The 23,893-nt window shown below is 67.8% G+C and carries 13 protein-coding genes; 4 read left to right on the top strand and 9 right to left on the bottom strand.

Annotated elements, in window-relative coordinates:
• Positions 1 to 837 (bottom strand): iron uptake transporter permease EfeU, encoded by an 837-nt coding sequence (gene efeU / locus EJP69_RS13060; protein ID WP_093198575.1) that lies wholly within the window; start codon positions 835 to 837, stop codon positions 1 to 3.
• Positions 838 to 1,025: 188 nt separating this feature from the next.
• Positions 1,026 to 1,487 carry a metallophosphoesterase family protein gene (locus tag EJP69_RS13055; protein ID WP_126470498.1) on the bottom strand — a complete coding sequence of 154 codons (462 nt, stop codon included), beginning with the start codon at positions 1,485 to 1,487 and terminating at the stop codon, positions 1,026 to 1,028.
• A gap of 78 nt (positions 1,488 to 1,565) precedes the next feature.
• Here EJP69_RS13055 and EJP69_RS13050 point away from each other — a divergent pair, with 78 nt between their 5' ends.
• Entirely contained in the window at positions 1,566 to 3,032 is a 1,467-nt protein-coding gene (locus EJP69_RS13050; RefSeq protein WP_126470496.1) for a C13 family peptidase, read from the top strand.
• 59 nt (positions 3,033 to 3,091) lie between these two features.
• Here EJP69_RS13050 and EJP69_RS13045 read toward each other — a convergent pair whose 3' ends face one another.
• Together EJP69_RS13045 and EJP69_RS13040 are read right to left on the bottom strand one after the other, a co-directional pair.
• The gene (locus tag EJP69_RS13045; RefSeq protein ID WP_126470494.1) at positions 3,092 to 5,956 is read right to left on the bottom strand and encodes an aconitate hydratase; all 2,865 of its coding nucleotides are present in this window, start codon (positions 5,954 to 5,956) and stop codon (positions 3,092 to 3,094) included.
• Between the two features lie 168 nt (positions 5,957 to 6,124).
• Positions 6,125 to 6,559: a hypothetical protein gene (locus EJP69_RS13040; protein WP_126470492.1), complete on the bottom strand. Its 435-nt coding sequence runs from the start codon at positions 6,557 to 6,559 to the stop codon at positions 6,125 to 6,127.
• Positions 6,560 to 6,693: 134 nt separating this feature from the next.
• Between EJP69_RS13040 and EJP69_RS13035 the strand changes: the two genes are divergently transcribed.
• Complete coding sequence (locus EJP69_RS13035; protein WP_093198564.1) at positions 6,694 to 7,554, top strand: helix-turn-helix domain-containing protein; 861 nt, start codon at positions 6,694 to 6,696, stop codon at positions 7,552 to 7,554.
• On the opposite strand, the gene EJP69_RS13030 is transcribed toward EJP69_RS13035, so the two are convergent.
• From EJP69_RS13030 to EJP69_RS13010, 5 genes are all read right to left on the bottom strand, one after another.
• A complete protein-coding gene (locus EJP69_RS13030; protein ID WP_126470490.1) occupies positions 7,445 to 9,718 on the bottom strand; it encodes an acyl-CoA dehydrogenase in 2,274 nt (757 codons plus the stop codon). The genes EJP69_RS13035 and EJP69_RS13030 overlap by 110 nt on opposite strands.
• Before the next feature lie 115 nt (positions 9,719 to 9,833).
• A complete protein-coding gene (locus EJP69_RS13025; RefSeq protein ID WP_126470488.1) occupies positions 9,834 to 10,448 on the bottom strand; it encodes a hypothetical protein in 615 nt (204 codons plus the stop codon).
• 8 nt (positions 10,449 to 10,456) lie between these two features.
• Complete coding sequence (locus EJP69_RS13020; protein WP_126470486.1) at positions 10,457 to 11,581, bottom strand: DUF2827 domain-containing protein; 1,125 nt, start codon at positions 11,579 to 11,581, stop codon at positions 10,457 to 10,459.
• The gene (locus EJP69_RS13015; protein ID WP_126470485.1) at positions 11,578 to 12,729 is read right to left on the bottom strand and encodes a DUF2827 domain-containing protein; all 1,152 of its coding nucleotides are present in this window, start codon (positions 12,727 to 12,729) and stop codon (positions 11,578 to 11,580) included. The genes EJP69_RS13020 and EJP69_RS13015 overlap by 4 nt, the downstream gene beginning before the upstream one ends.
• 90 nt (positions 12,730 to 12,819) lie before the next feature.
• The gene (locus EJP69_RS13010) at positions 12,820 to 21,321 is read right to left on the bottom strand and encodes an ESPR-type extended signal peptide-containing protein (RefSeq protein ID WP_126470483.1); all 8,502 of its coding nucleotides are present in this window, start codon (positions 21,319 to 21,321) and stop codon (positions 12,820 to 12,822) included.
• A gap of 493 nt (positions 21,322 to 21,814) precedes the next feature.
• On the opposite strand from EJP69_RS13010, the gene EJP69_RS13005 reads away from it, so the two are divergent.
• Positions 21,815 to 22,951, top strand: coding sequence for a DUF2827 domain-containing protein (locus EJP69_RS13005; protein ID WP_126470481.1), 1,137 nt, complete (start codon positions 21,815 to 21,817; stop codon positions 22,949 to 22,951).
• 16 nt (positions 22,952 to 22,967) lie between these two features.
• Complete coding sequence (locus tag EJP69_RS13000) at positions 22,968 to 23,828, top strand: hypothetical protein (protein ID WP_126470479.1); 861 nt, start codon at positions 22,968 to 22,970, stop codon at positions 23,826 to 23,828.
• Positions 23,829 to 23,893 lie beyond the last annotated feature (65 nt).

Genomic DNA, 23,893 nt, shown 5'->3' with positions numbered 1-23,893 from the left:
TCAGCGGGCCACAGCCGCGCGAGGCGCAGGCGCCGGGGCCGAACGCAGGAAGAAGAACAGGGAGACGGCCAGGAAGGCCAGGTAGACGACGACCTCGCCCACCACGGGCGCGGCCTGGTAGCCCAGCAGGCCCGAGAGCACGGCGCCAAGGGGGCTGTCCATCGGCAGCGTGGTGCTCATGTCGAACACCACCGTCTGCAGGTGGTTCCACACGCCGCCCTCATGGAGCTTGCGCAGCACGCCGGCCAGCAGGCCCGCGGCCACCAGCAGGATGAAGAGGCCGGTGAAGCGGAAGAAGCGCCGCAGGTCGAGCCTCACGCCGCCCGAATAGAGGCCCCAGCCGATCGCCACCGACACGGCGATGCCGGCCAGCGCACCCACCGGTGCCTCCCAGCCGCTGCTCTGCTGGAACACGGCCAGCAGGAAGAACACCGACTCCAGTCCTTCGCGCGCCACGGCGAGGAACACCATGCCGATCAGCGCCCAGCCCTGGCCGTCGGCCCCCTTGCTCAGCGCCTTGTCGATGGAGGCCTGCAGCTCGCCCTTGATGGAGCGCGCGGCCTTGCGCATCCAGAACACCATCGAGGTCAGCATGACCACCGCGATCAGCCCGACCACGCCCTCGAACAGCTCCTGCTGCTTCTGCGGGAATTCGGCCGCCAGCAGCTGCAGGCCGGCGCCCGCGAACAGCGACAGCGCGGTGGCCAGCAGCACGCCGACCCACACCGCGGGCATCAGCGCGCCGCGTCCGCTCTGCTTGAGGTAACTGGCGACGATGCCGACGATCAGCGCGGCTTCGATGCCTTCGCGCAGCATGATGAGAAAAGGGATGAGCATCGGCTTCGGAAATGGAGGCAATCAAGGCCCTCCGGAGCCGGCATGGATCGGCGCTCGCATCTGCGTTCGCCTTTGGTCCTGGCTCCGTGGAGGAGCGGACGAGCATATCCCATCAAATAAGAAACATTCTCATCTTTGGGCTTTTCTTGCCGAATGGTAATGATTGCCTCCTCCCGGAGGCGGGGGTTTCAGGCCGGCAGTTCGACGATGCGCGCGTCGACGGTGCCGCCGTCGATCCGCAGCTCGGCCACCGCGATCGGCAGCCTGAACCGCCGCGGCCCCGCGCTGCCCGGATTGACGTAGAGCACCCCGTCGCGCTCCTCCACCTTAGGCTTGTGCGAATGGCCCGAGACCACGACGCGCACGCCGGCCGCGCGCGGATCGATGTCGATTTGCGCAAGGTCGTGGATCGCGTAGAGGCGCACGTCGCCGAACTTCACCAGCTCGGTCTCCGCGATGCCGCCCGCCCAGGCTTCGCGGTCGTTGTTGCCGCGCACGACCGTCAGCGGCGCGATGGCCGCGAGCGTCTCGAGGATTTCCGCGTTGCCGATGTCGCCGCCATGGATGATGAAGTCGCTTCCCTTCAGGAAGGCGAGCGCCTCGGGGCGCAGCAGTCCGTGGGTGTCGGAGATCAGGCCGATGCGAAGCATGGGAGGAGCGGGAAGAAGAGGAGGAAGAGGAAGAAGGTTGTTGAGGAAAACGCGCCCGGCAGGGGCATGATCGGCGCCATGCCCGAGGACATCATCGCACCGCAGCAGCCTTCTTCCGAAAACGCCGTGGAGGCAAACACTCCGCCGCCCGCCGTGCCGGACGCCACGCCGCGCGCGGGCCTGCTGCGCTGGATCGTCGGCGGCCTGCGCGCCGCATGCCTGCTGGATCCGCGCGTCGACGCCCGCCCCGCTCCCTGGCAACTGCTGTTGCTCGTGCTGCTGCCCGAGCTCGCCTGGACCGGATTGGCGCGGCTCGAGATCGCCGGCCCTGCCAGCCTTCAAGCAAGCGTCGGCCTCAACACGCTCTGGGTGCTGGCGGTGCTCGCTTGGCTGGGCTGGTTCGCGCTGTCCGGAGGGGCCCGCGGCGGCGGACTGGCGCGCTGGTTCGCGCTGGCCACCTGGACGATGTTCCCGGCCAACCTGCTGCTCTGCCTGCTGGCCCTGGGCTATGCGCGCGGCTGGCTGCCTTCGGTGCTCGCGAACTCGCGCGGCTACTGGATCGTGTTCGGCCTCGGGTGCGCGTGGTTGATCGTGGCGCTGGTGCGCCTCACCGCGCGCGATGCCGCCACGCGCTGGCGGCTCGCGCTCTTCGCGCCCGCATTCATGGCGCTGCTGGCGCTGACTTTCGTGCAATCGCTCTACACGCAGGAACGCATGTGGCTGCCCGACGGCAGCGCGTCGGCCGAGCCCGAGCGCCCGCGCATGGAGCTGACGCAGGAGCTCTTCGAACAGCAGCAGGCCGTGTGGGAACGCACGGTCGAGGCCCTTCCGGCAGGCAAGCCGGGAGAGACCAACGTCTACGGGCTGGTGTTCGCGCCCTATGCATCGGAAGACGTGTTCCTGCGCGAGAGCAACATGGTCACCCAGGTGCTGGAGGAACGCTTCGACGCCAGGGGCCGCGTGATCCACCTCATGAACCACGCGACCACCGCCGAGACGCTGCCCTGGGCCACGCCGCTCAACCTGCGCCGGGCCATCGCCGCGCTGGCCGCGCGCATGGACCGCGAGAACGACGTGCTGGTGATCTACCTCACCTCGCACGGTGCGCGCGACCACAGGCTGGCAGCGGCGCACTGGCCGCTCACGGTGCCGTGGCTCACGCCGGAGGAGCTGCGCGAGGAACTCGACGGCGCCGGCATCCGCCACCGGGTGGTGGCGGTCTCGGCCTGCTACTCGGGAGGGTGGATCGAACCGCTGGCCGGCGAGGACACGCTGGTGATGACCGCCGCCGACGCCACCCACACCTCGTACGGATGCGGCCGGCTGTCCGAGCTGACCTTCTTCGGCCGCGCGATGTTCGACGAGCAGCTGCGCAAGACCCGCTCCTTCGAGGCCGCCTTCGCCGCGGCCGTGCCGGTGATCAAGCAGCGCGAGATCGAGGGCGGCAAGGAAGACGGCTTCTCGAACCCGCAGATCAGCGTCGGCGAGAAGATCCGTCCCGTGCTCGACCGCCTCGCGCAACGCCTCGACGGCATCCCGAAATAGGACGGGCTCCCCCTTCGCGAGGAGGGAGAAGCGACGCGAAGTGCGAGAAGCCCGGGGGGTTATTCCAGGAGTTGCCGCAGCACGAACGGCAGGATGCCGCCGTGCTTGTAGTAGTCGACCTCGATCGGCGTGTCGATGCGCAGGCGCACCGTCACCTCCTGGTGCGAGCCGTCGGCGCGGTGCACCACCAGCTTCACGTCCATCTGCGGCTTCAGCTCGCCGCCGATCACCACGTCGATCTGCTCGTCGCCCGTGAGGCCCAGCGTCTGCCATGAATCGGCGCCGCGGAACTGCAGCGGCAGCACGCCCATGCCCACCAGGTTGGCGCGGTGGATGCGCTCGAAGCTGCGCGCCACCACGGCCTTGATGCCCAGCAGCTGCGTGCCCTTGGCGGCCCAGTCGCGCGAGGAACCGGTGCCGTATTCCTCGCCGCCGAACACCACGGTCGACACGCCCTGCTCCATGTACTTCACCGCGGCGTCGTAGATGAACATCTTCTGGTTGCCCGGCTGGAACAGCGTGACGCCGCCCTCTTCCTGCGTGCCGTTGGCATCCGGCGGGATCATCAGGTTCTTGATGCGCACGTTGGCGAAGGTGCCGCGCACCATCACGTCGTGGTTGCCGCGGCGCGAGCCGTAGCTGTTGAAGTCGGCCTTGGCCACGCCGTGCGCCTTGAGCCAGATGCCCGCGGGCGAGCTTTCCTTGATGGAGCCGGCCGGCGAGATGTGGTCGGTGGTGATCGAGTCGCCGAACAGCGCCATGATGCGCGCGCCCTTGATGCCCGCGTCAGACGCGTGCGGCTTCATCTTGAAGCCTTCGAAGAACGGTGGCTCGGCGATGTAGGTCGACTTCGGCCAGTCGTACACCTGCCCCTTGGTGCCCTTGATGCTGCTCCAGAACTTGCCCGGATCGGTCTTGACCTTGTCGTAGTTCGCGCGGAACGACTTGGCGTTCATCGCGTAGCGCAGGTTCTGGTCGATCTCCTTCGGGGTCGGCCAGATGTCGCCGAGGTAGACGTCCTTGCCCTTCTTGCCCTTGCCCACGGGCTGGGTCATCAGGTCGGTCATCACGTTGCCGGCGATGGCGAAGGCCACCACCAGCGGCGGCGAGGCCAGGAAGTTGGCCTTCAGGTTCGGATGGATGCGCGCCTCGAAGTTGCGGTTGCCCGAGAGCACGGCCGCGCCGATCAGGTCGTTCTTGGTGATGGCTTCGTTGATCTCCGGCGTGAGGTCGCCCGCATTGCCGATGCAGGTGGTGCAGCCGTAGCCCGCGAGGTAGAAGCCGAGCTTCTCGAGGTACGGCAGCAGGCCGGCCTTCTCGAGGTATTCGGTGACGATGCGCGAGCCCGGGGCCAGCGAGGTCTTCACGTGCGGCTTGACCGTGAGACCGGCCTCCACCGCCTTCTTGGCCAGCAGGCCGGCGGCCAGCATCACGCTGGGGTTCGAAGTGTTGGTGCACGAGGTGATGGCCGCGATCAGCACGTCGCCGTTGCCGATGGTCACTTCACCCTTGGGCGCCGATGGCGCGGTGGCGCTCACGTGCGCGGCGGCCTTGGTCGAGCGGTTGGCCACCATCTCGACCACGTCGAGCGGCGCGCCGGCGGGCGGCGGCGCGGCTTCCTCGTCGCCGGTCTTGCCGGCCGCGATCAGCGGGTAGCGCAGCTTGAGCTTGTCCGCCGGCTGGTTGAAACCGTTGGCGTCGTTCGGCTTGCTGTAGAGCTCCGAGAACTTGGTGGAAAGATCGCCGAGGTTGATGCGGTCCTGCGGACGCTTCGGGCCGGCCAGGCTGGGCGACACGGTGCCGAGGTCGAGCCTGACGATCTTCGTGTAGTCGATGTCGCCGGGGTTGGGCATGCCGAACAGGCCCTGCGCCTTGTAGTAGGCCTCGAAGCGCTCGACCTCTTCCTTGGTGCGGCCCGTGCCCTCGAAGTACGCCACCGTCATCTCGTCGACCGGGAAGAAGCCCATGGTCGCGCCGTACTCGGGCGCCATGTTGCCGATGGTCGCGCGATCGGGCACCGCGATGGACGCGGCGCCGGGACCGAAGAACTCGACGAACTTGCCCACCACCTTCTCGGCACGCAGGATGGAGGTGACGTACAGCACCAGGTCGGTGGCGGTGACGCCTTCGCGCAGCTGTCCGGTGAGCTCGAAGCCCACCACGTCGGGCGTGAGCATGTAGACCGGCTGGCCCAGCATGGCCGCCTCGGCCTCGATGCCGCCGACGCCCCAGCCGACCACGCCGACACCGTTGATCATGGTCGTGTGGCTGTCGGTACCGACCAGCGAGTCGGGGTAGTACGTAGGTTTGTCTTCCTTGTCGTTCGGGCTCTTGTAGACGCCGCGCGCGAAGTATTCGAGGTTGACCTGGTGCACGATGCCGAAGCCCGGCGGCACCACGCCGAAGGTGTCGAAGGCCTGCATGCCCCATTTCATGAACTGGTAGCGCTCGTTGTTGCGCTGGAATTCCAGCTTCATGTTCAGGTCGAGCGCCTTGGGCGTACCGTAGTAGTCGACCATCACCGAGTGGTCGACCACCAGGTCGACGGGCACCAGCGGCTCGATGGTCTTGGGCGACTTGCCCAGCTTGGCGGCCACGCTGCGCATGGCGGCCAGGTCGGCCAGCAGCGGCACGCCGGTGAAGTCCTGCAGCACGACGCGAGTGACGACGAAGGGGATCTCGTCGACGCGCTCGGCGTTGGGCGCCCAGTTGGCCACCTCCTCGACGTGCTTGGCGGAGACTTTCTGCCCGTCGCAATTGCGCAGCACCGATTCGAGGACGATGCGGATGGAGACGGGGAGGCGATCGATGGAGGGGTACTGCTTGGCCAGCTCCTTCAGCGACCAGTACTTGCCGGACTTGCCCGACGGGGTCTTGAAGGTCTTGAGGGTGGACGCAAAGGCATGCGCCGGGGCTTTGGCCATAGAGAGACTCCTGTTTGTTCGTGGAAGCCTCTCAAAGATAGCAGGGATGAATGTCAACCGTTGTAGTCGGTCTTCTCCCCTGCTGGCCTCTTCCGGCGCCATGTCCGGCCCCCTGTTCCTCATCGCGAAAAACACGGGAAACAGGGGCGCCGCGGGCATCGCGGGGGCTCACCAGCGGCCGGCCGGCGTCAGGCTCGCGGCGGGGCGCGCGCCGCCGCGGCTGCGGCGCAGCCCGGTCCACTGCAGCTCGGCCAGCACGATCACGCACACGGCCTGCGCCAGCACCCAGGCCACGCCGACGGCTGTGACCGGAAAGATGCCGCTCACCAGCAGCGAGATGCAGGCCACGGCCCAGCCGAAATTGCCGACGACGACGAGGCCGATCAGCATGCGCGGCGGCGTGGCGCGGCTGGCCATGAAGGCCGCCATGGCCGCGTAGACCAGCAGGAACACGCCGGTGCCCATGAGCAGCGGCGCGGGCAGCCCGGTCAGGCGAGCCAGCGCGTCGGTGAAAGCCACCTGCAGCGCGCCGGTCGCGGCGCAGGAGGCGGCGTCGGCCCACATCACGTTGGGCAGGAAGCGGGGGGATGCGAAGACGGACATGGAATCTCTCCTTGGGTGGTTACGCTGCAAGCCGGTCCTGCCGCGTTGGGGTCGATGATTCCGGCTGGCGTGCATCGGGTCGATGACCTGGGAGGTCATGGCGGCGCGCCGTAGCCGCGCCAGAATGCGGCCCCATGAGCACAACCCACTCCCACTCGTCCAAGGCCGGCCAGCCCGGCGCGCGCGATCCCTTCGGCGTCCACCTGCGGCACTGGCGCACCCATCGCCGCCTGAGCCAGCTCGACCTGGCGCAGGAGGCCGAGGTCTCGACCCGCCACCTGAGCTACGTCGAGACCGGCCGCGCCGCGCCCAGCCGCGAGATGGTGCTGCGCCTGGCCGAGCGGCTCGAGGTTCCGCTGCGCGAGCGCAACGCCCTGCTGGTGGCGGCCGGCTTCGCGCCGATGTACAGGCAGCGCTCGCTGGACGATCCGGCCATGGCCTCCGCGCGCCGGGCCATCGACCTGGTGCTTAAAGGCCACGAGCCCTTTCCGGCGCTGGCCGTGGACCGCCACTGGAATCTGGTCGCGCACAACGCGCTGGTGCCGCTGCTCATGGAGGGCGCCGCGCCCGAGCTGCTGAAGCCGCCGATCAACGTGCTGCGCCTGAGCCTGCACCCGGAAGGCGTGGCGCCGCGCATCGCCAACCTCGCGCAGTGGCGCGTCCACCTGCTCGAAAGGCTGCAGCAGCAGATCGCCGCCACCGGCGACGCGGTGCTGCAGGCACTGCACGACGAACTGGAGGCCTATCCGCCGCCGGCCGTGAGCCACGACGCGCCCGTCATCGACACCGCGCTGTCGGCGGTCGCCGTGCCTTTCCAGGTGGTCATGCCCAGCGGCATGCTGAGCTTCATCAGCACCACCACGATCTTCGGCACGCCGGTGGACGTCACGCTGCAGGAACTCGCGGTGGAATCGTTCTTTCCGGCGGACGAGCAGACGGCGGCTGCGCTGGCTGCCCTGGTGGCGCAGCAGCAGCAACAGCAGCAGCCGGCCTGAGGTCCGCCCTGCCCTGCGCATCGCGCGGCGGGCCCTCGAAGTCGTCGACCTGGATGACCTTGTCCGCCGCCTTCAGGTAGGCCAGCGCCAGCTCGGGGTCGGGCGCCGAACTGGCGGCCTCCTCGAGCGAATTCGTGCGGCGCAGCACCTTGTTGAGCGCGGCCGTGCCCTCGCCGAGCTTCGTGCCCAGTTCCATCGCGTGCATCAGGTCGAGCAGGCCGCCCGCCGCGGGCTCGCTCAGGTCCGGCGCCAGGCGCGCGACGATGCGCGGTTCCTTGCGCAGCAGCTCCGCCAGCTCGAGCAGCTGCACGTCGCGCAGCGGCGCCAGGTGCGCGGTGCGGCGCAGCACCAGCGCGCCGATCACGCGCCGCCCGGCGGTCGGCAGGTTCGCGTAGAGGTCGCGCAGGATGCTTCCGGCCTCGTCGATCTGAAGGCGGATCGCCGCCCGTGCGAAAGGCAGCATCTCGGGCGCCACCTCGACCCGGTAGCGCCACACGCAGGCGCTGGCCAGGTAGAGATGCGCAAGCACGTCGCCCAGGCGCGCCGACAGCAGCTCCATGCGCTTGAGCTTGCCGCCGAGCAGGCCCATCGCGAGGTCGGCCGTGAGCGCGTACTTGGCGCTCATGCGCGCGATGAGCCGCGCCTCGTGCATCAGGTCGTCTGGCGGCGATCCGAGCACCGGCGCTGCGAAAAGGCTGCGCCACAGGTTCAGTGCCACATGCCTGCCGTGCGCCATCAAGGCCTTGCCGAGCGCCTTCTCGTCCCCGGCCTGCACGGCGGCCATTTCGTCGAGCACATGCGGATGGCACCGCACCGCGCCCTGCCCGAACACGATCAGCGCGCGCGTGAGGATGTTCGCGCCCTCCACCGTGATCGCGATCGGCGCCTGCCGATAGGCCACGCCGAGCAGGTTCGACGGGCCCGAGATGATCCCCTTGCCGCCGAGGATGTCCATGCCGCGGTTCACCGCGCGCCGCCCCGCCTCGGTCAGCTGCACCTTGAGGATGGCGCTGGCCACGCTGGGCCGCTCGCCCTTGTCGAGTGCGGCCGCCGTGAAGCGCCGAGCGGCATCGGAGGCATAGAGCTCGGCCGACATCTGCGCCACCAGCCCCGCGACCGCATGGAACCTGCCCACCGGCATGCCGAACTGCTCGCGGATCCGGCCGTAGCCGTTGGCCACGTACAGCGCCGTCTGCTGCATCGCCGAGCCCAGCGCCGGCAGCGATATGGCGCGACCCGCGGCCAGGCACTCCATCAGCATGCGCCAGCCCTGGCCGACCTGCGGCTCGCCGCCGATGATCCATTCCATGGGCACGAACACCTGGCGGCCGCGAATCGGGCCGTTCATGAAGGCGCTGTCCATCGGATGGTGGCGACGGCCGATCTCCATGCCCGCCTGCGGCACGGGAATCAGCGCGCAGGTAATGCCCAGTTCGCGCTCGCCTTCCGGCCTGCTTTCGTCGATGGCATGGAAGGCCAGCCCCACCAAGGTGGCGACCGGCGCGAGCGTGATGTAGCGCTTGTCGAAATCGACGAGGAAGCCGCGCTTCGTGCGCCCGCCGATCTCGCGCTCGACCAGCACGCCGCGGTCGGGGATCGATGCCGCGTCGGAGCCCGCATAGGGCGAGGTCAGCCCGAAACACGGCAGCTCGCGGCCATCCGCGAGGCGCGGCAGGTAGTGGGCCTTCTGCACGTTGGTGCCGTAGCGCAGCAGCAGTTCGGCCGGGCCGAGCGAATTGGGCACCATGACCGTGACGGCCGTCGCCACGTTCACGGTCGCGATACGCGCCACCACGGTCGCATGCGCATGGTGGCCGAAGCCGAGGCCGCCGAACTCCTCGGGAATGATCATCCCGAAGAAGCGTTTCTCGCGCAGGTAGCGCCACACCTCGGGCGGCAGGTCGTGCGCCTCGTCGATGGCATGGTCGTCGAGCATGCGGCACAGCTCGCGCACTTCGTTGTCGAGAAATCGCTGCTCGCGCTCGTCGAGCCGGTTCGGGCCCATGGCGGCCAGTACATCGAAGTCGGGCCGACCCGCGAAGAGCCTTCCTTCGAAACCGACCGTGCCGGCCTCCAGCGCCGCGCGCTCGGTGTCGCCCAGCGGCGGCAGCGCCTTCGAGAAGGGCTGCATGGCCCATCGGCCGATCAGTGAAGCCAGAGGCATGGTGCGTCTCCTGCCGCGACGAATGGTGGACTCGCGCGGATCGAAACCATTCTTCAGGCCCACGGCGAGCCCCAGGGGCCAGCCAAGGGCCTCCCCGCTTGTCGGAGACGGACGCCTATCGCTTCTTCGGCGGCTGGGCAGCAGCTGCGCCAGCAGGCGACGCCCCCGCTGCGGCGGGGTCCCGCCAGCCGTACTCCACATAGCGCCGGATGATGAGGCAGCCCGGCGGCGAATCGATGAGCGAGACCGACGAGGTCGGCTCCTTCTCGTCGGTGTAGACCGTGTAGTTGGGCAGCAGCCGGGTCATCTTGTAGGTCGAGAGTTCCTGTTGGCCGACGCTCGCGCAGGTGAAGGGCGCGACCGAGATGCGCTCGGCCGACACGGTGCAGGCACCGCTGTCGTCGGGAACGGCGGTGATCGACGCGGCCACGCCGGCGTTCGGAAACTCCATGCCGATCAGCGAGAACATCGGCCCGCCGTCGGGACGCTTGCGGTCCCAGTCGAGCAGCACGTCGTGGCTGCGGCTGCCCTGCACGGTGAGCGTGGAAAGCCGCGTGATCGCCGGCAGGCAGCGCTTGACGCCCACGCTGGTGGCGGCGCGCGTGAGCGTGTCCTGCGGCTGCGCGGGCGGCGCCTGCGGCACCAGCACGCCCTGGGCGAACGCGGCGCCGGCGGCGGCCCACGCCAGGATGGCGAGCAGCAGGCGGGGGAATCGTGGGGTCGGTTTCATACCGGTCCTCATGCGTAAAGGTTCTCGATGGCGGCGGTGTAGACGCGCACGTTCTCCTCGCCCTCGGGGTCGAGCGTGGCGATGAAGCGGCGCGCGCGCTCGCGGTAGGCAGGCAGGTCGGCGTCGTGCTCGGCGAAGGCGCGCCGCAGCACGAGGCCGCCCTCCTCGCAGTCGAAGCCGTGATAGCGGTAGCCGCAGTCGCCGATGAGGTGCGAGTTGTGGATCAGCGGGTAGCCTCCGTACAGCGCCTCGTAGTAGACGTAGTTCTGCGCGTTCTCCCAGTGGTGCGCGAACACGGCGTCGATCTTGCCGGGCATCACCTGGTAGACGGGAAAGCGCCCCTCGAAGGTGGCCAGGCCATGCTGCACGATGTCCAGGCTCTGCGCGAAGCCCACGAACAGCGGCTTGTCCTTCAGGTGGAAGCTGTTGAAGACCCACATCTTCTCGATGAGCCTCGGCTGCGCGCGATGCGCCGCCTCGCAGCCCAGCATGGGGATGAAGCTGGTCTTCACCATGCAGATGTTGGGCTCGAAGATGGCCACGCGCCATTGCTTGCGGCCTGGCTCGTAGGCGAAGGGCGGGCTCTGCGGCGCGCGGGCCATGGCGCGCTCCAGCACCATCGGGCTCCACAGGTGCGGCATGAGCCGCACGGGCGCGCGGAAGGTGCTCTCGAAATAGGGCTTGCACGACACCTCGTACTCGGGAATCGTCCACACCTCGTCGTAGGGCGCGCCCGAGATCAGCAGGCCGTGCGGCTTGTCGAAGATCATGCGCTCGATGTCGATCACGTAGTCGTTGCCCACGCGCATCGAGACGATCTTGCCGCCGCGCTCGCGGAAGGCCGTCGACCACGGCATGGCGAGTTGGGCGCTCATCTCGATCATGAGGTCGAGCTGCTGCCCGGCAGTGGCCATGTCGATGATGAGCACCGGCGAATCGGCGAGGAAGCTGGTGGCGTCCGCCGGACCGCCGTCGCCGCCGCCGGCCACGAGCACCGCGCTTTCCACGCGCGGCGAGCGCAGCAGCAGCATCACGAGGAACAGGCAGTTCTGGTAGACGCCGTTCTCCCACAGGCTCTGCTCGCCCTTGCGGATGAAGATGGAGACGCCGACCTTGAGCTTCGCCGGCATCATGCGGCGGCCCTCGCTGCATCGGCGCGGAACGCGGGGTCGCCGCCCACCAGGTGCAGCAGGCGCTGCGCGTAGCCCTCGACGTTCGCCGGATGCAGCGGATCGAGCGACTCGAAGACGCGCATGGAGCGGGCACGGTAGTCGTCGAGCTGCCGGTCGTGGCCGCGCACGGCCTGCAGCAGCTGCGCCGCGCCGGCGGCGATGTCGAAGTCGGGGTAGTAGTAGCCCGCGTCGCGCAGCCAGGGCGAGTTGTGCACCAGCGGGTAGTTGCCGTAGAGCGCGTCGAGGTAGCTGTAGTTCTGGTCGTTCTGCCACTGGTGCGAGACCACGGCGTCGGCGAACTGCACCATGAAGCCCGCGAAGTCGTGCCGGCCGTGGAAGATCGCCTTGTGCTGGCGCACGATGTCGAGCGAGTTCGCCAGGTAGAGCATGGTCGGGTGGTCCTTCAGGTGCAGCGTGTTGAGCACCTGCATCGAGGTCACTGCCGACGGGTCTGCGCGATAGGCACCGTCGCAGATCAGCATGGGCACGCTGCAGGACTTCACCACCGAGATGTTGGGCTCGAAGATCGCGACGCGAAAGCCGGGCTGTTCGGCCGTGCGCGGCACATAGCCGAAGCGGTGGCCCGCGGCCTCGACCTCGGCGACGCGCTGGGCCAGGAACTGCGCAGACCAGAGGTAAGGCACCTCGAACACCGGGCAGCGGTGCATGGTGCGCATCATGGGCGCGAAGGTCGCGTCCTTCGGCAGCAGCCACACCTCGTCGCAGCGGTCGGGCCTGCTGAAGTGGCCCTTGTCGGTGAAGACGATCGGCTCGGCCAGCGCCGCGAAAGGCTGGCCCACGCAATGGAACGCCACACGGCCGCCGCATGCGCGGAAGTACGAGAGCCACTGCACGTCGAGCGCGCCGGCCATCTCGATGACCACGTCCAGCGAATCGGTGAGTTCGCGCGCGCGTCCGAAGGCCAGTCCCATGGCCGCCGTGTCGACCTGGGGCGGCATGTTCTGCTGGTCTCCGGCGTCGATGAGGGTCACGGACTCGACGAAGCCGATGCGTTGCAGCAGCCGGGCCAGGAACAGGACGTTCTGCCCCATTCCGTTCTCCCAGATGTTCTGCCCCGCATGGGTAAGGACTGAAATACCGATGCGCATGAGGCGGAGTGTGTACCAAAAAGAACGGCTCCCACGCCGTGAAGCGCGGGAGCCGCCCGTTAGAGGGCTGGCCGTTGGCCTTTCAGTGGCTTATTTCCACTTCCAGCCGATGCCGGCGTTGATGCCCCATTCCTTGCCCGTGGTCGTCAGGCCCGCGCCCCAGGACATCTTGCCGTCGTCGGACAGCGCCTTGAAGGTCAGCGCCACGGCGCTGTAGCCCTTGTAGCTGCCCAGGCCCACGCCCACGGTCTTCTCGCCGGGGTACAGCGTCGGCAGGTAGGTGCCCGACATCGCGAAGGCCATGGCCGTGCCCGAGTAGGCGATGCGCGCCACGTCGCCGACCTGGCCCTGCACCTGGTTGAGTTGCTGCACGTTGACCGCGTCGCCCGGCAGGATGCCCGCCGCCACGTTGCTGATGCGCGTGCCGCCCGGGGCCTGGCCGTTGCCCAGCGTGATCTGGTTGTAGTTGACCGACCCGTCGGGGTTGGTCGCGTACTGCACGCTGCTGGCCTTCGCCGCCGCGGACGCGGCCTTGAGCTGCGCCACGTTGGTCGCGTCGCTGTCGGCCGTGCCCGCCGCCACGCCGGTGATCTGGCGGAACTGGCCGTTGGCCGCGTCGCCCACCGACACCGCTGCCTGCGTGCTGGTGGTCGCCCTGATGGCCGCCTGGTCCTGCGCCGTCGCGCTGCCCGGCACGTAGCCGGCCACGCCCGCCGCGGTGGAAGCCACCGAGCCCGAGCCCAGCGCCACGCCGCCACTTTGCTGCACCACCGCCCCGAAGCCAATGGCCGTGCCCTTGGAGACGTTCTGCGCCTGGCTCAGCGGGGTGCCGCCGGCATCCGCGTTGTCGCCCAGGGCCACGCCGCCGCCGCCGGCACGTGCATTGGCGCCGATGGCCTGCGAGCCCGTGGCCAATGCCCCGGTGCCGATGGCGATCGCGTTGGTGCCCGTCGCCTGTGCACCGAAGCCCACCGCCACCGCGCCGTCGGCCGTCGCCTTCGCGCCGTTGCCGGCGGCGAAGGAGTTGGCGCCGCTGGCCACCGACTGCGGACCGATCGCCACGGCTTCCTGGCCGCTGGCCACCGAGTCGCCGGCCGTCGAGTTGGCGTGGAAGTACTTGGTGCCGGTGTTGTAGATGTTGTTGACCGAGGTGCTCAGGCTGTTGAGGTTGACGTTGGTCGTGCTCAGGCCGGTCGAGAGGCTGCCGATGCCGCTGAACGCCGTGCTCAGGCCGCTCGACGTGGAGGTCGACAGGCTCGCGATATTGCTGTTCGTGCTGCTCAGGCTCGTCGACAGGCTGTTGATGCCGCTGGTCGCGGTGCTCAGGCCCGACGAGGTCGACGTGGACAGGCTGTCGATGCTGCTGGTGGCCGTGCTCAGGCCGGTCGACGTCGAGGTCGACAGGCTCGCCAGGCTGCTGTTGGTCGTGCTCAAGCCCGTCGACAGGCTGCCGATGTTGCTCGTCGTGGTGCTCAGGCCGGTGGACAGGCTGTCGACCGTGCTCGACACCGTGCTCAGGCCGGTGGAGAGGCTGGCGACATTGCTGTTCGTCGTACTGAGGCCCGTCGACAGGCTGCCGATGCTGCTGGTCGCGGTGCTCAGGCCGGTCGAGGTCGACGTGGACAGGCTCTCGATGCTGCTCGTGGCCGTGCTGAGACCCGTCGACAGGCTGCCGATGCTGGTAGAGGTGGAGGTCGACAGGCTGGCAACGTTGCTGTTCGTGGTGCTGAGGCCGGTCGACAGGCTGTTGATGCTGCTCGTCGCCGTGCTCAGGCCCGTCGAAGTCGACGTGGAGAGGCTGTCGATGCTGCTCGTCGCGGTGCTCAGACCCGTGGACGTCGACGTCGAAAGGCTCGCGACACTGCTGTTCGTCGTGCTCAGGCCGGTGGACAGGCTGCTGATGCCGGTCGAGGTGGAAGTCGACAGGCTGTTGATGCTGCTGGTGGCAGTGCTCAGCCCCGTCGAGGTCGACGTGGACAGGCTGTCGATGCTGCTCGTTGCCGTGCTCAGGCCAGTCGACGTCGAGGTCGACAGGCTGGCGACGCTGCTGTTCGTCGTGCTCAGGCCGGTCGACAGGCTGCTGATGCCGGTCGACGTGGAAGTCGACAGGCTTGCCACGCTGCTGTTGGTCGTGCTGAGACCCGTCGACAGGCTGCTGATGCCGGTCGAGGTGGAGGACGACAGGCTGGCGACGTTGCTGTTCGTGGTGCTGAGGCCCGTCGACAGGCTGTTGATGCTGCTGGTGGCAGTACTCAGACCCGTCGAAGTCGACGTGGACAGGCTGTCGATGCTGCTCGTCGCCGTGCTCAGGCCGGTCGACAGGCTCGCGACGTTGCTGTTGGTCGTGCTCAGGCCAGTGGACAGGCTGCTGATGCCGGTAGACGTGGAAGTCGACAGGCTGGCGACGTTGCTGTTCGTGGTGCTGAGACCGGTCGACAGGCTGTTGATGCTGCTGGTCGCGGTGCTCAGGCCCGTCGAGGTCGACGTGGACAGACTGTCGATGCTGCTCGTCGCCGTGCTCAGGCCCGTGGAGGTCGAGGTCGACAGGCTCGCCACGCTGCTGTTCGTCGTGCTCAGGCCGGTGGACAGGCTGCTGATGCCGGTCGACGTGGAGGTCGAGAGGCTGGCCACGTTGCTGTTCGTGGTGCTGAGACCGGTCGACAGGCTGTTGATGCTGCTGGTCGCCGTGCTCAGGCCCGTCGAGGTCGACGTGGACAGGCTGTCGATGCTGCTCGTCGCCGTGCTCAGGCCCGTGGACGTCGACGTCGACAGGCTCGCCACGCTGCTGTTCGTCGTGCTCAGGCCAGTCGACAGGCTGCTGATGCCGGTCGACGTGGAGCTCGAGAGGCTTGCAACGTTGCTGTTCGTGGTGCTGAGACCGGTCGACAGGCTGTTGATGCTGCTGGTGGCGGTGCTCAGCCCCGTCGAGGTCGACGTGGACAGGCTGTCGATGCTGCTCGTTGCCGTGCTCAGGCCGGTCGACGTGGAGGTCGACAGGCTCGCGACATTGCTGTTCGTCGTGCTCAAGCCCGTCGACAGGCTGCCGATGCCGGTCGACGTGGAAGTCGAAAGGCTCGCGACGTTGCTGTTGGTCGTGCTGAGGCCGGTGGACAGGCTGTCGATGCTGCTCGTCGCGGTGCTCAGGCCGGTCGACGTGGAGGTCGACAGGCTGGCGACGTTGCTGTTCGTCGTGCTCAGGCCGGTCGAGAGGCTGCCGATGCTGCTCGTCGCCGTGCTCAGGCCCGTGGAGGTCGAGGTCGACAGGCTGGCGATGCTGCTGGTGGCAGTGCTCAGGCCCGTGGACAGGCTGTTGATGGCGCTGGTCGAGGAGCTGAGGTTCGTCGAAAGGCTGGCGACGGTGCTGTTGGTGGTGCTCAGGCCGGTGGACAGGCTGCCGATGCTGCTGGTGGCAGTGCTCAGGCCGGTCGACGTGGAGGTCGACAGGCTCGCGACGCTGCTGTTGGTCGTGCTCAGGCCGCTGGACAGCGAAGCGGTGACCGTCTTCACCTGCAGCACGTTGACCGCGTCCTGGTCCGCGGTGCCGGGCGCCACGCCCGTGATCACGCGGTTGCCCACGTTCACCTCGCCGGCAGCGCTCTGCTTGCTCGTCAGGCCGAAGGCGTCGTAGTTCGTCATCGCCGCCGCGGTGCGGCTGGCCGCGGAGTCCGCGCCGAGCGCCACGCTGTTGTCGCCGGTGGCGATCGCGTTCTGGCCGATGGCCACGCTGTTGGCGCCGATGGCCTGGCTGTCCGCGCCGGTGCTGTTGGCGTGGAAGTACTTCGTGCCGGTGTTGTAGATCGAGCTGACCGACGAGCTCAGGGTGCTCAGGTTGCTGTTGGTCGTGCTCAGGCCGGTCGACAGGCTGCCGATGCCGCTGGTTGCGGTGCTCAGGCCGGTGGACAGGCTGCTGATTCCGGTCGAGGTGGAGGTCGACAGGCTTGCAACAGCGCTGTTCGTCGTGCTCAGGCCAGTCGACAAGCTGCCGATGCTGCTCGTCGCGGTGCTAAGACCTGTCGAGAGACTGCTGATGCCGGTCGAGGTGGAGGACGACAGGCTGGCGACGGCGCTGTTCGTCGTGCTGAGGCCGGTCGAGAGGCTACCGATGCTGCTCGTGGCGGTGCTCAGGCCCGTCGAGAGGCTGGTGATGCCGGTCGAGGTGGAAGACGACAGGCTGGCGACAGCGCTGTTGGTCGTGCTCAGGCCGGTAGACAAGCTGCCAATGCTGCTGGTCGCGGTGCTCAGGCCGGTGGACAGGCTGCTGATGCCGGTCGAGGTGGAGGTCGACAGGCTTGCAACAGCGCTGTTCGTCGTGCTCAGACCTGTCGACAGGCTGCTGATGCCCGTCGAGGTGGAAGACGACAGGCTGGCCACGGCGCTATTGGTCGTGCTGAGGCCAGTCGACAGGCTGCCGATGCTGCTCGTCGCAGTGCTCAGGCCCGTCGACAAGCTGCTGATGCCGGTCGAGGTGGAGCTAGACAGGCTGGCGACAGCGCTGTTGGTCGTGCTGAGGCCAGTAGACAAGCTGCCGATGCTGCTCGTCGCGGTGCTCAGACCTGTCGACAGGCTGCTGATACCGGTCGACGTGGAAGACGACAGGCTGGCGACGGCACTGTTCGTTGTGCTCAGGCCGGTCGACAAGCTGCCGATGCTGCTCGTCGCGGTGCTCAGGCCGGTGGACAGGCTGCTGATGCCGGTCGAGGTGGAAGACGACAGGCTGGCCACGGCGCTGTTCGTCGTGCTCAACCCGGTCGAGAGGCTGGTGATACCGGTCGATGTGGAAGACGACAGGCTGGCCACGGCGCTGTTCGTCGTGCTCAGGCCGGTAGACAGGCTACCGATGCTGCTAGTCGCAGTGCTCAGGCCCGTGGAGGTCGACGTCGAAAGGCTGGCAACCGCGCTATTGGTGGTGCTCAGCCCCGTCGAGAGGCTGGTGATGCTGGTCGACGTGGAGGACGACAGGCTAGCGACGGCACTGTTGGTGGTGCTCAGGCCGGTCGAGAGGCTGCTGATGCCCGTCGACGTGGAGGATGAGAGGCTGGCGACAGCGCTGTTGGTCGTGCTCAGGCCGGTCGAGAGGCTGCTGATGCCCGTCGACGTGGAGGATGAGAGGCTGGCGACAGCGCTGTTGGTCGTGCTCAGGCCGGTCGAGAGGCTGCTGATGCCCGTCGACGTGGAGGACGACAAGCTGGCGACCGCACTGTTCGTCGTGCTGAGACCGGTCGACAGGCTACCGATGCTGCTAGTCGCAGTGCTCAGGCCCGTCGAGAGGCTGGTGATGCCGGTCGACGTGGAGGACGACAGGCTAGCGACGGCACTGTTGGTGGTGCTCAGGCCGGTCGAGAGGCTCGTGATGCCCGTCGACGTGGAGGACGAGAGGCTGGCGACAGCACTGTTGGTCGTGCTCAGGCCGGTCGAGAGGCTGCTGATGCCCGTCGACGTGGAGGACGAGAGGCTGGCGACAGCGCTGTTGGTCGTGCTCAGGCCGGTCGAGAGGCTGCTGATGCCCGTCGACGTGGAAGACGACAGGCTGGCGACCGCACTGTTCGTCGTGCTCAGGCCGGTCGAGAGGCTGCGGATGCCCGTCGACGTGGAGGACGACAAGCTGGCGACGCTGCTGTTGGTCGTGCTCAGACCGGTGGACAGGCTGCCGATGCTGCTCGTCGCGGTGCTCAGGCCAGTGGAAAGGCTGGTGATGCCGGTCGACGTGGAAGACGACAGGCTGGCAACGGCACTGTTGGTCGTGCTCAGGCCGGTCGACAGGCTGTTGATGCCCGTCGAGGTGGAGGTCGACAGGCTCGCAACGGTGCTATTGGTCGTGCTCAGGCCCGAGGACAGGCTGGCGATGCCGCTCGCCGAGGTGCTGAGACCGGTCGAGAGGCTCGCGACGTTGCTGTTGGTCGTGCTCAGGCCTGTCGACAGGCTGCCGATGCTGCTGGTTGCCGTGCTCAGGCCGGTCGAGGTGGAGGTCGAGAGGCTGGTGACGGCGCTGTTCGTCGTGCTCAGCCCCGTCGACAGGCTGCCGATGCCGGTGGAGGTGGAAGTCGACAGGCTCGCGAGGCTGCTGTTCGTGGTGCTCAGGCCCGTCGAGAGGCTGTTGATGCGGCTGGTGGCGGTACTCAGGCCGGTCGACGTGGAGGTCGACAGGCTGCCGATGCTGCTGGCCGTGGTGCTCATGCCGGTGCTCAGCTGAGCCACGGTCACGGCGTCCTGGAGGGCGGAGCCGTCGGCCACGTTCGTGATCCGCCGCAGGGCGGAAGACGAGCCCACCGAGACTTCGGACGCAGGCGCGGCGGTGCCGGTGAGGAAGCCCGTGCCGGTCGGCGCTGCCGCGCCGGTCACGCTGCCCGCGCCGATCGCGACGCTGTTGGCGTACGTTGCGTTCGCAAGCGTACCGATGGCCACCGTGTTCGACGCGGCGCCGGTCGCATTGGCGCCCAGCGCGATCGCGGCATCGACCACCGTCGCGCCTGGCGGCTTGACCGTCGCGCCATTGCCGATCGCGATGCTGCGGGTCGTCCGGTCATCGGTCGTGGCGTTGCCGCCGATGGCGATGCCGGCGTTCTGGGCCGCGACGCCGATCTGGTCGGCCGACGCGCCAGTACCCAGCGCGATGCTGCCGCCCCAGCTGTTCGCGTTCGTGCCGATGGCGATCGTGTTGACATCCGTGCTGGAGCCGATCGCCGAGTTCTTGCCGATGGCGATGGAGCCGTCGGCCGCCGCACGCGCGTTGGTGCCCAGCGCGAGCGAATCTGCGCCGGTGGCGATGGAAGTGACGCCCACGGCAACGGCATTGGCGGCCACGGCATTGGCGAGATTGCCGACGGCGACGCCGCCGGTGTTGTTGGCCACGGCGGAACGGCCGACCGCGACGCTCCTGTCGCCGACCGCGTTGGAGGCCGCGCCCAGGGCGGTCGACGAAGCGCCGGTCGCCTGTGCGAAGGTACCCACGGCGGTGCCCGAGCTCTGGTTGGCTTGCGCTGCCGCGCCGGCGGCCACGCTGTTCGTGCCGATGGCGTTCGCGCTGTTGCCCATGGCCAGCGAGAAGTCACCCGATGCGTTGGAGCTTTCGCCGAACGAGGTGCTCGACGCACCCGATGCCGTGCTCTTGAAGCCCACGGCGGTCGAGTTCAGGCCCTGCGCGCTCGCCGCCTGGCCATAGGCCGAGGAACTGAGGCCGTAGGCGTTGGAGCTGATGCCGACGGCGGTGCCGAAGGTGTTGGCGCGCGCGCCCGTGCCGATGGCGACTGCGTCGGAGGCGTAGGCGTTCGCCGCGCTGCCGATTGCCACGGCGCCGCCGGCAGTTGCATTGGAAGCGTTGCCGAGCGCGACGGCCGCATTGCCGGTCGCGTTGTTGAGGTTGCCGAGCGCGATGGCGCCAGTGCCGTTGGCCGTGTTGTCGGCACCCACCGTGACCGCGCCGGTGCCGGTGGAGGTGTTCGGATCGCCGATGGCCACTGCGCCGTTGCCGGTGGCCTTCTGGCCGCGGCCGATCGCCACGGCGCCGCCGGCGGCGGTGCTGCTGTTCGCGGTGGTGCCGCCGGAGCCGATCGCCACGTTCTGGCCCGTGGCGCCGCTGGTCACGCCATCGCCCTGGGCGATGCCGAAGGCGCCGTTGACCACCGCGCCGCGCCCGACAGCGATGCCCGAGGTGGCGGCGGCCACGACCGACGACTGACCGCCGATCGCGATGCCGTCGACGGCCGCCGAATTGGCGACGCCGCTCAGGTTGCTGCCGATGGCGATCGAGCCCGTGTTCGACGCCACGGTGCCGTTGCCGGCCGCCAGGGAGTTCTTGCCGGACGCGGCCGCGCTCACGCCGAAGGCCGTCGCGCCGTCCGCAGTGGCCGCCGTGCCGTTGTTGCCGATGGCCAGCGTGTTCTTGCCGCTGGCGGTGGTCTGGCCGCCGACGGCGGTCGAATCCTGGCCGGTGGCCTTGGCGCTCGTGCCGACCGCGGTCGAGTCACCCAGGGCGGCGGCCGTGCCGCTCGCGTTGGCGCCCCAGCCGATCGCCAGGTTGCTGGAACCGACGCTGGCGGCATTGGCGTTCAGGCCGATGGCGATCCCGTTGACGCCCTGCGCGCTGGCCGCATTGCCCATGGCCACGCTGTTGTCACCGACACCACGGGCATTGAAACCGACCGCCACGCTCGTGATGCCCGTGGCCTGTGCCTGATGGCCCAGCGCAGTGGCCAGCTTGTTGGCCACCGACCCCATGCCGACCGCCGTGGCGCCCACGCCCTGGGCGGTGGTGAAGGAGCCGAACAGCGTCACGCCCAGGAAGTTGCCGCCGTTCGCGGAACAGCCGGCAACGTTCGACCACACACCCGAACCGTCGATGGGATTGGCGGTCGCCCCATAGCTGGTCGTGCCGTCGGGCCCGGTGCCGCTACCGGTCGTGCACCCCGTCGTCGGCCCGATCACTGTGGCCCCCGCCTGCGGAGCGAAGCCGAAGGAAGCAATCACCAGGCCGATCGCCGCCGCCACCGCAGTCACGCTCGAACCGCTTCGCTTGCCGCGCGCAGAAGTGATCTCCGAGGCTGCAACCCAGGCTCCCAGGGATTCGTTCCAGATGCTTCTGTATGACTTGTTCATTTGCTATTCGGCTCGCGGTGATTGGATGGACTCGGTTCGTATCGACATGAAATGCGATGCGTCCCACAACAGGGTCCATCGCTGGAGCGCCGGTCTCGGCAGCACTCAATTACAGGAATGCTGGAATGTACGGAGTTGTTTACATTTCAGGTGCGCTGCAGCAATCTTCAAAATCACCTCTGATGATTTAGTTCACAAAAATTTCAAAAAGCATCCGATATCGAGGACCTTGAAATCAGCTGAAGACCATGAAACGAGGTTCCAATTGACACCCAACAGGCCACTCAACCACCTCATCTGCGACGAACTTCACCCATCTCGCCTCCTTCTGGCCGACTTCTTCCTGGGGTCATATCAGCGCTCGTTTTTTGCCAAAAAGTTCACAGGGCTATTTAGAATCGTGAAATTAATCACGCCGCCACAAATCAAATCCCGTGATTTTTTTCACGTAAAAATAGCCACCAGCCCTAATTAACATTTAAGAAACAATTCAATGCCCCACGCATCCAGGCTTCGCATTGGAATCACCATCGGCCTCCATCACGAGGCCGAAACGCTCTGGAACAACGGCATCAAGCAGAACGCCGTGTTCCTGGCGGAAGCGCTGAAGCACTGCCCGGCGGTGGCTTCGGTGGTGCTCGTTAACACGACGGCCATCCCCATAACCCCTGCCCTGCCCTGGGACCAGGTGCGCTGGCCCACGGTGACCTTCGAGGCGGCCAAGGACAGCGTGGACGTGCTGATCGAGCTTGGCGGCCAGATCGACGCGGCGCAGACCGACTACCTGAAGCGCCGCGGCGCGCGCCTGGTGTCGTACTGCTGCGGTTTCGAATACGTGCACGCCATGGAGGCGATGCTCTTCGGCAAGCCGCTGTGGGGACAGAACCTGTTCGTGAACCAGCGCTACGACGACATCTGGATGGTTCCGCAGGTGGCCAACATCAGCCAGCCCTACTTCGAGGTGCTGCGTCGGGCCGAGGCTCGCGCCGTGCCCTTCGTGTGGAGCCCGGTGTTCCTCGACGAGCGCACGCGCGGCCTGCCCGACGGCGGCGTCTACCAGCCGCATCCCGGAGCACGCCGGCTCAGCGTGATGGAGCCGAACATCAACGTGGTGAAGTTCTGCCTCTACCCGGTGCTGATCGCCGAGCTGGCGTATCGGTCGCGGTCCGAGGCCATCGCGCTGCTGCAGGTCACCAATGCCGAGCGGCTGGCCAGGGAGAACATGGAGTTCATCACTCTGATGAACCAGCTCGACCTGGTCCGCGAGCACAAGGCGGTGTTCCTGGGCCGGCACGAAACGCCCGTGTTTCTGGCGCAGAACACCGACATCGTGGTCTCGCACCAGTGGGAGAACCCGCTGAACTACTTCTACCTGGAGACCTGCTGGCAGGGCTACCCGCTGGTGCACAACGCGCACCTGTGCGCGGACCTCGGCTACTACTACCAGGGCAACGACGTGGCCGCGGGCAGCGCCCGCGTGCTCGAGGCCATCGACACGCACGATGCCGACGCGGCAAACTACCGCGCGCGCCAGCGCACGCTGATCGACCGCTACCTCCCTGGCAACGCCGCGGCCACCGAGGTCTACGACAACCTGCTGCTCGGCCTGATGCAGCGCCCCGCCCGATAGGCCCACGGAACCCTACATGCTCGACCCATCCGAACTCCGGCAGATCTTCCCCGTGATCGTCACGCCGAGCCACGACGGCAAGGTCTTCCTGAACTACCTCACCTCGATGCTGAACTTCACAGTCCAGGCCGAGCGTGCCGGCATGCGGCTGCAGGTGCTCACGCACCAGGGCGAGAGCCTCGTGACGCGCGCGCGGAACAACTGCGTGGCCCAGTTCCTCGGCAATCCGCAGTGGACGCACCTGTTCTGGATCGACGCAGACATCGGCTTCTCGGCACAAGCGGCCTTCCGGCTGCTGCTGTCGGGCTACGACGTGGCGGCGGGCGTCTATCCGCTGAAGCGGGAGAACTGGCCCGAGGGCGGAGTGGCCGAGGGCACGACGCAGCAGCAGTTCGAGTCCACCTTCACGCGCTACACGGTCAACGCCAAGGCTTCCGAAACCACCTCGCGGGTCGAGCTCGAGGTGCAGCCCGACGGCTTCATGAAGATGACCGAGGCGCCGACCGGCTTCATGGTGATCAAGCGCAGCGTATTCGAGCGGCTCATGGCGAGCTACCCCGACTTCAACTACGTGCCCGACAGCATCGGCGAGGCCGATCTCGGCCTGCACTACCGCTTCTTCGACGTCATGGTCGATCCCCAGACGCGCCGCTACCTGTCGGAAGACTACGGCTTCTGCCGCCTGTGGACGGGGCTGGGCGAGTCGATCTACATCGACGCCAACTCCAACCTGACGCACCAGGGCGCCAAGCTCTACCGTGGCGACTTCGCGAACTCGCTGCTGACTGCGCTGCCGCATGCGGTCGGCGGTCCGGCCGGCGCGGAGATGGTGCTCGCGGGCCGGGAACACCTACAGCCCAACCAGCCGCCGATCTGAGAGAAGAAAAGAGAAAAAGAAAAAGCCCCGCCGAAGCGGGGCTTGTTTCATTCAGGCGACCCGTG

The sequence above is a fragment of the Variovorax gossypii genome, assembly GCF_003965815.1.
In the GTDB taxonomy this organism is placed as follows: domain Bacteria; phylum Pseudomonadota; class Gammaproteobacteria; order Burkholderiales; family Burkholderiaceae_C; genus Variovorax; species Variovorax gossypii.
Note: the sequence above shows the minus strand (reverse complement) of the source record. Positions and strands in the feature narration are given on the sequence as shown.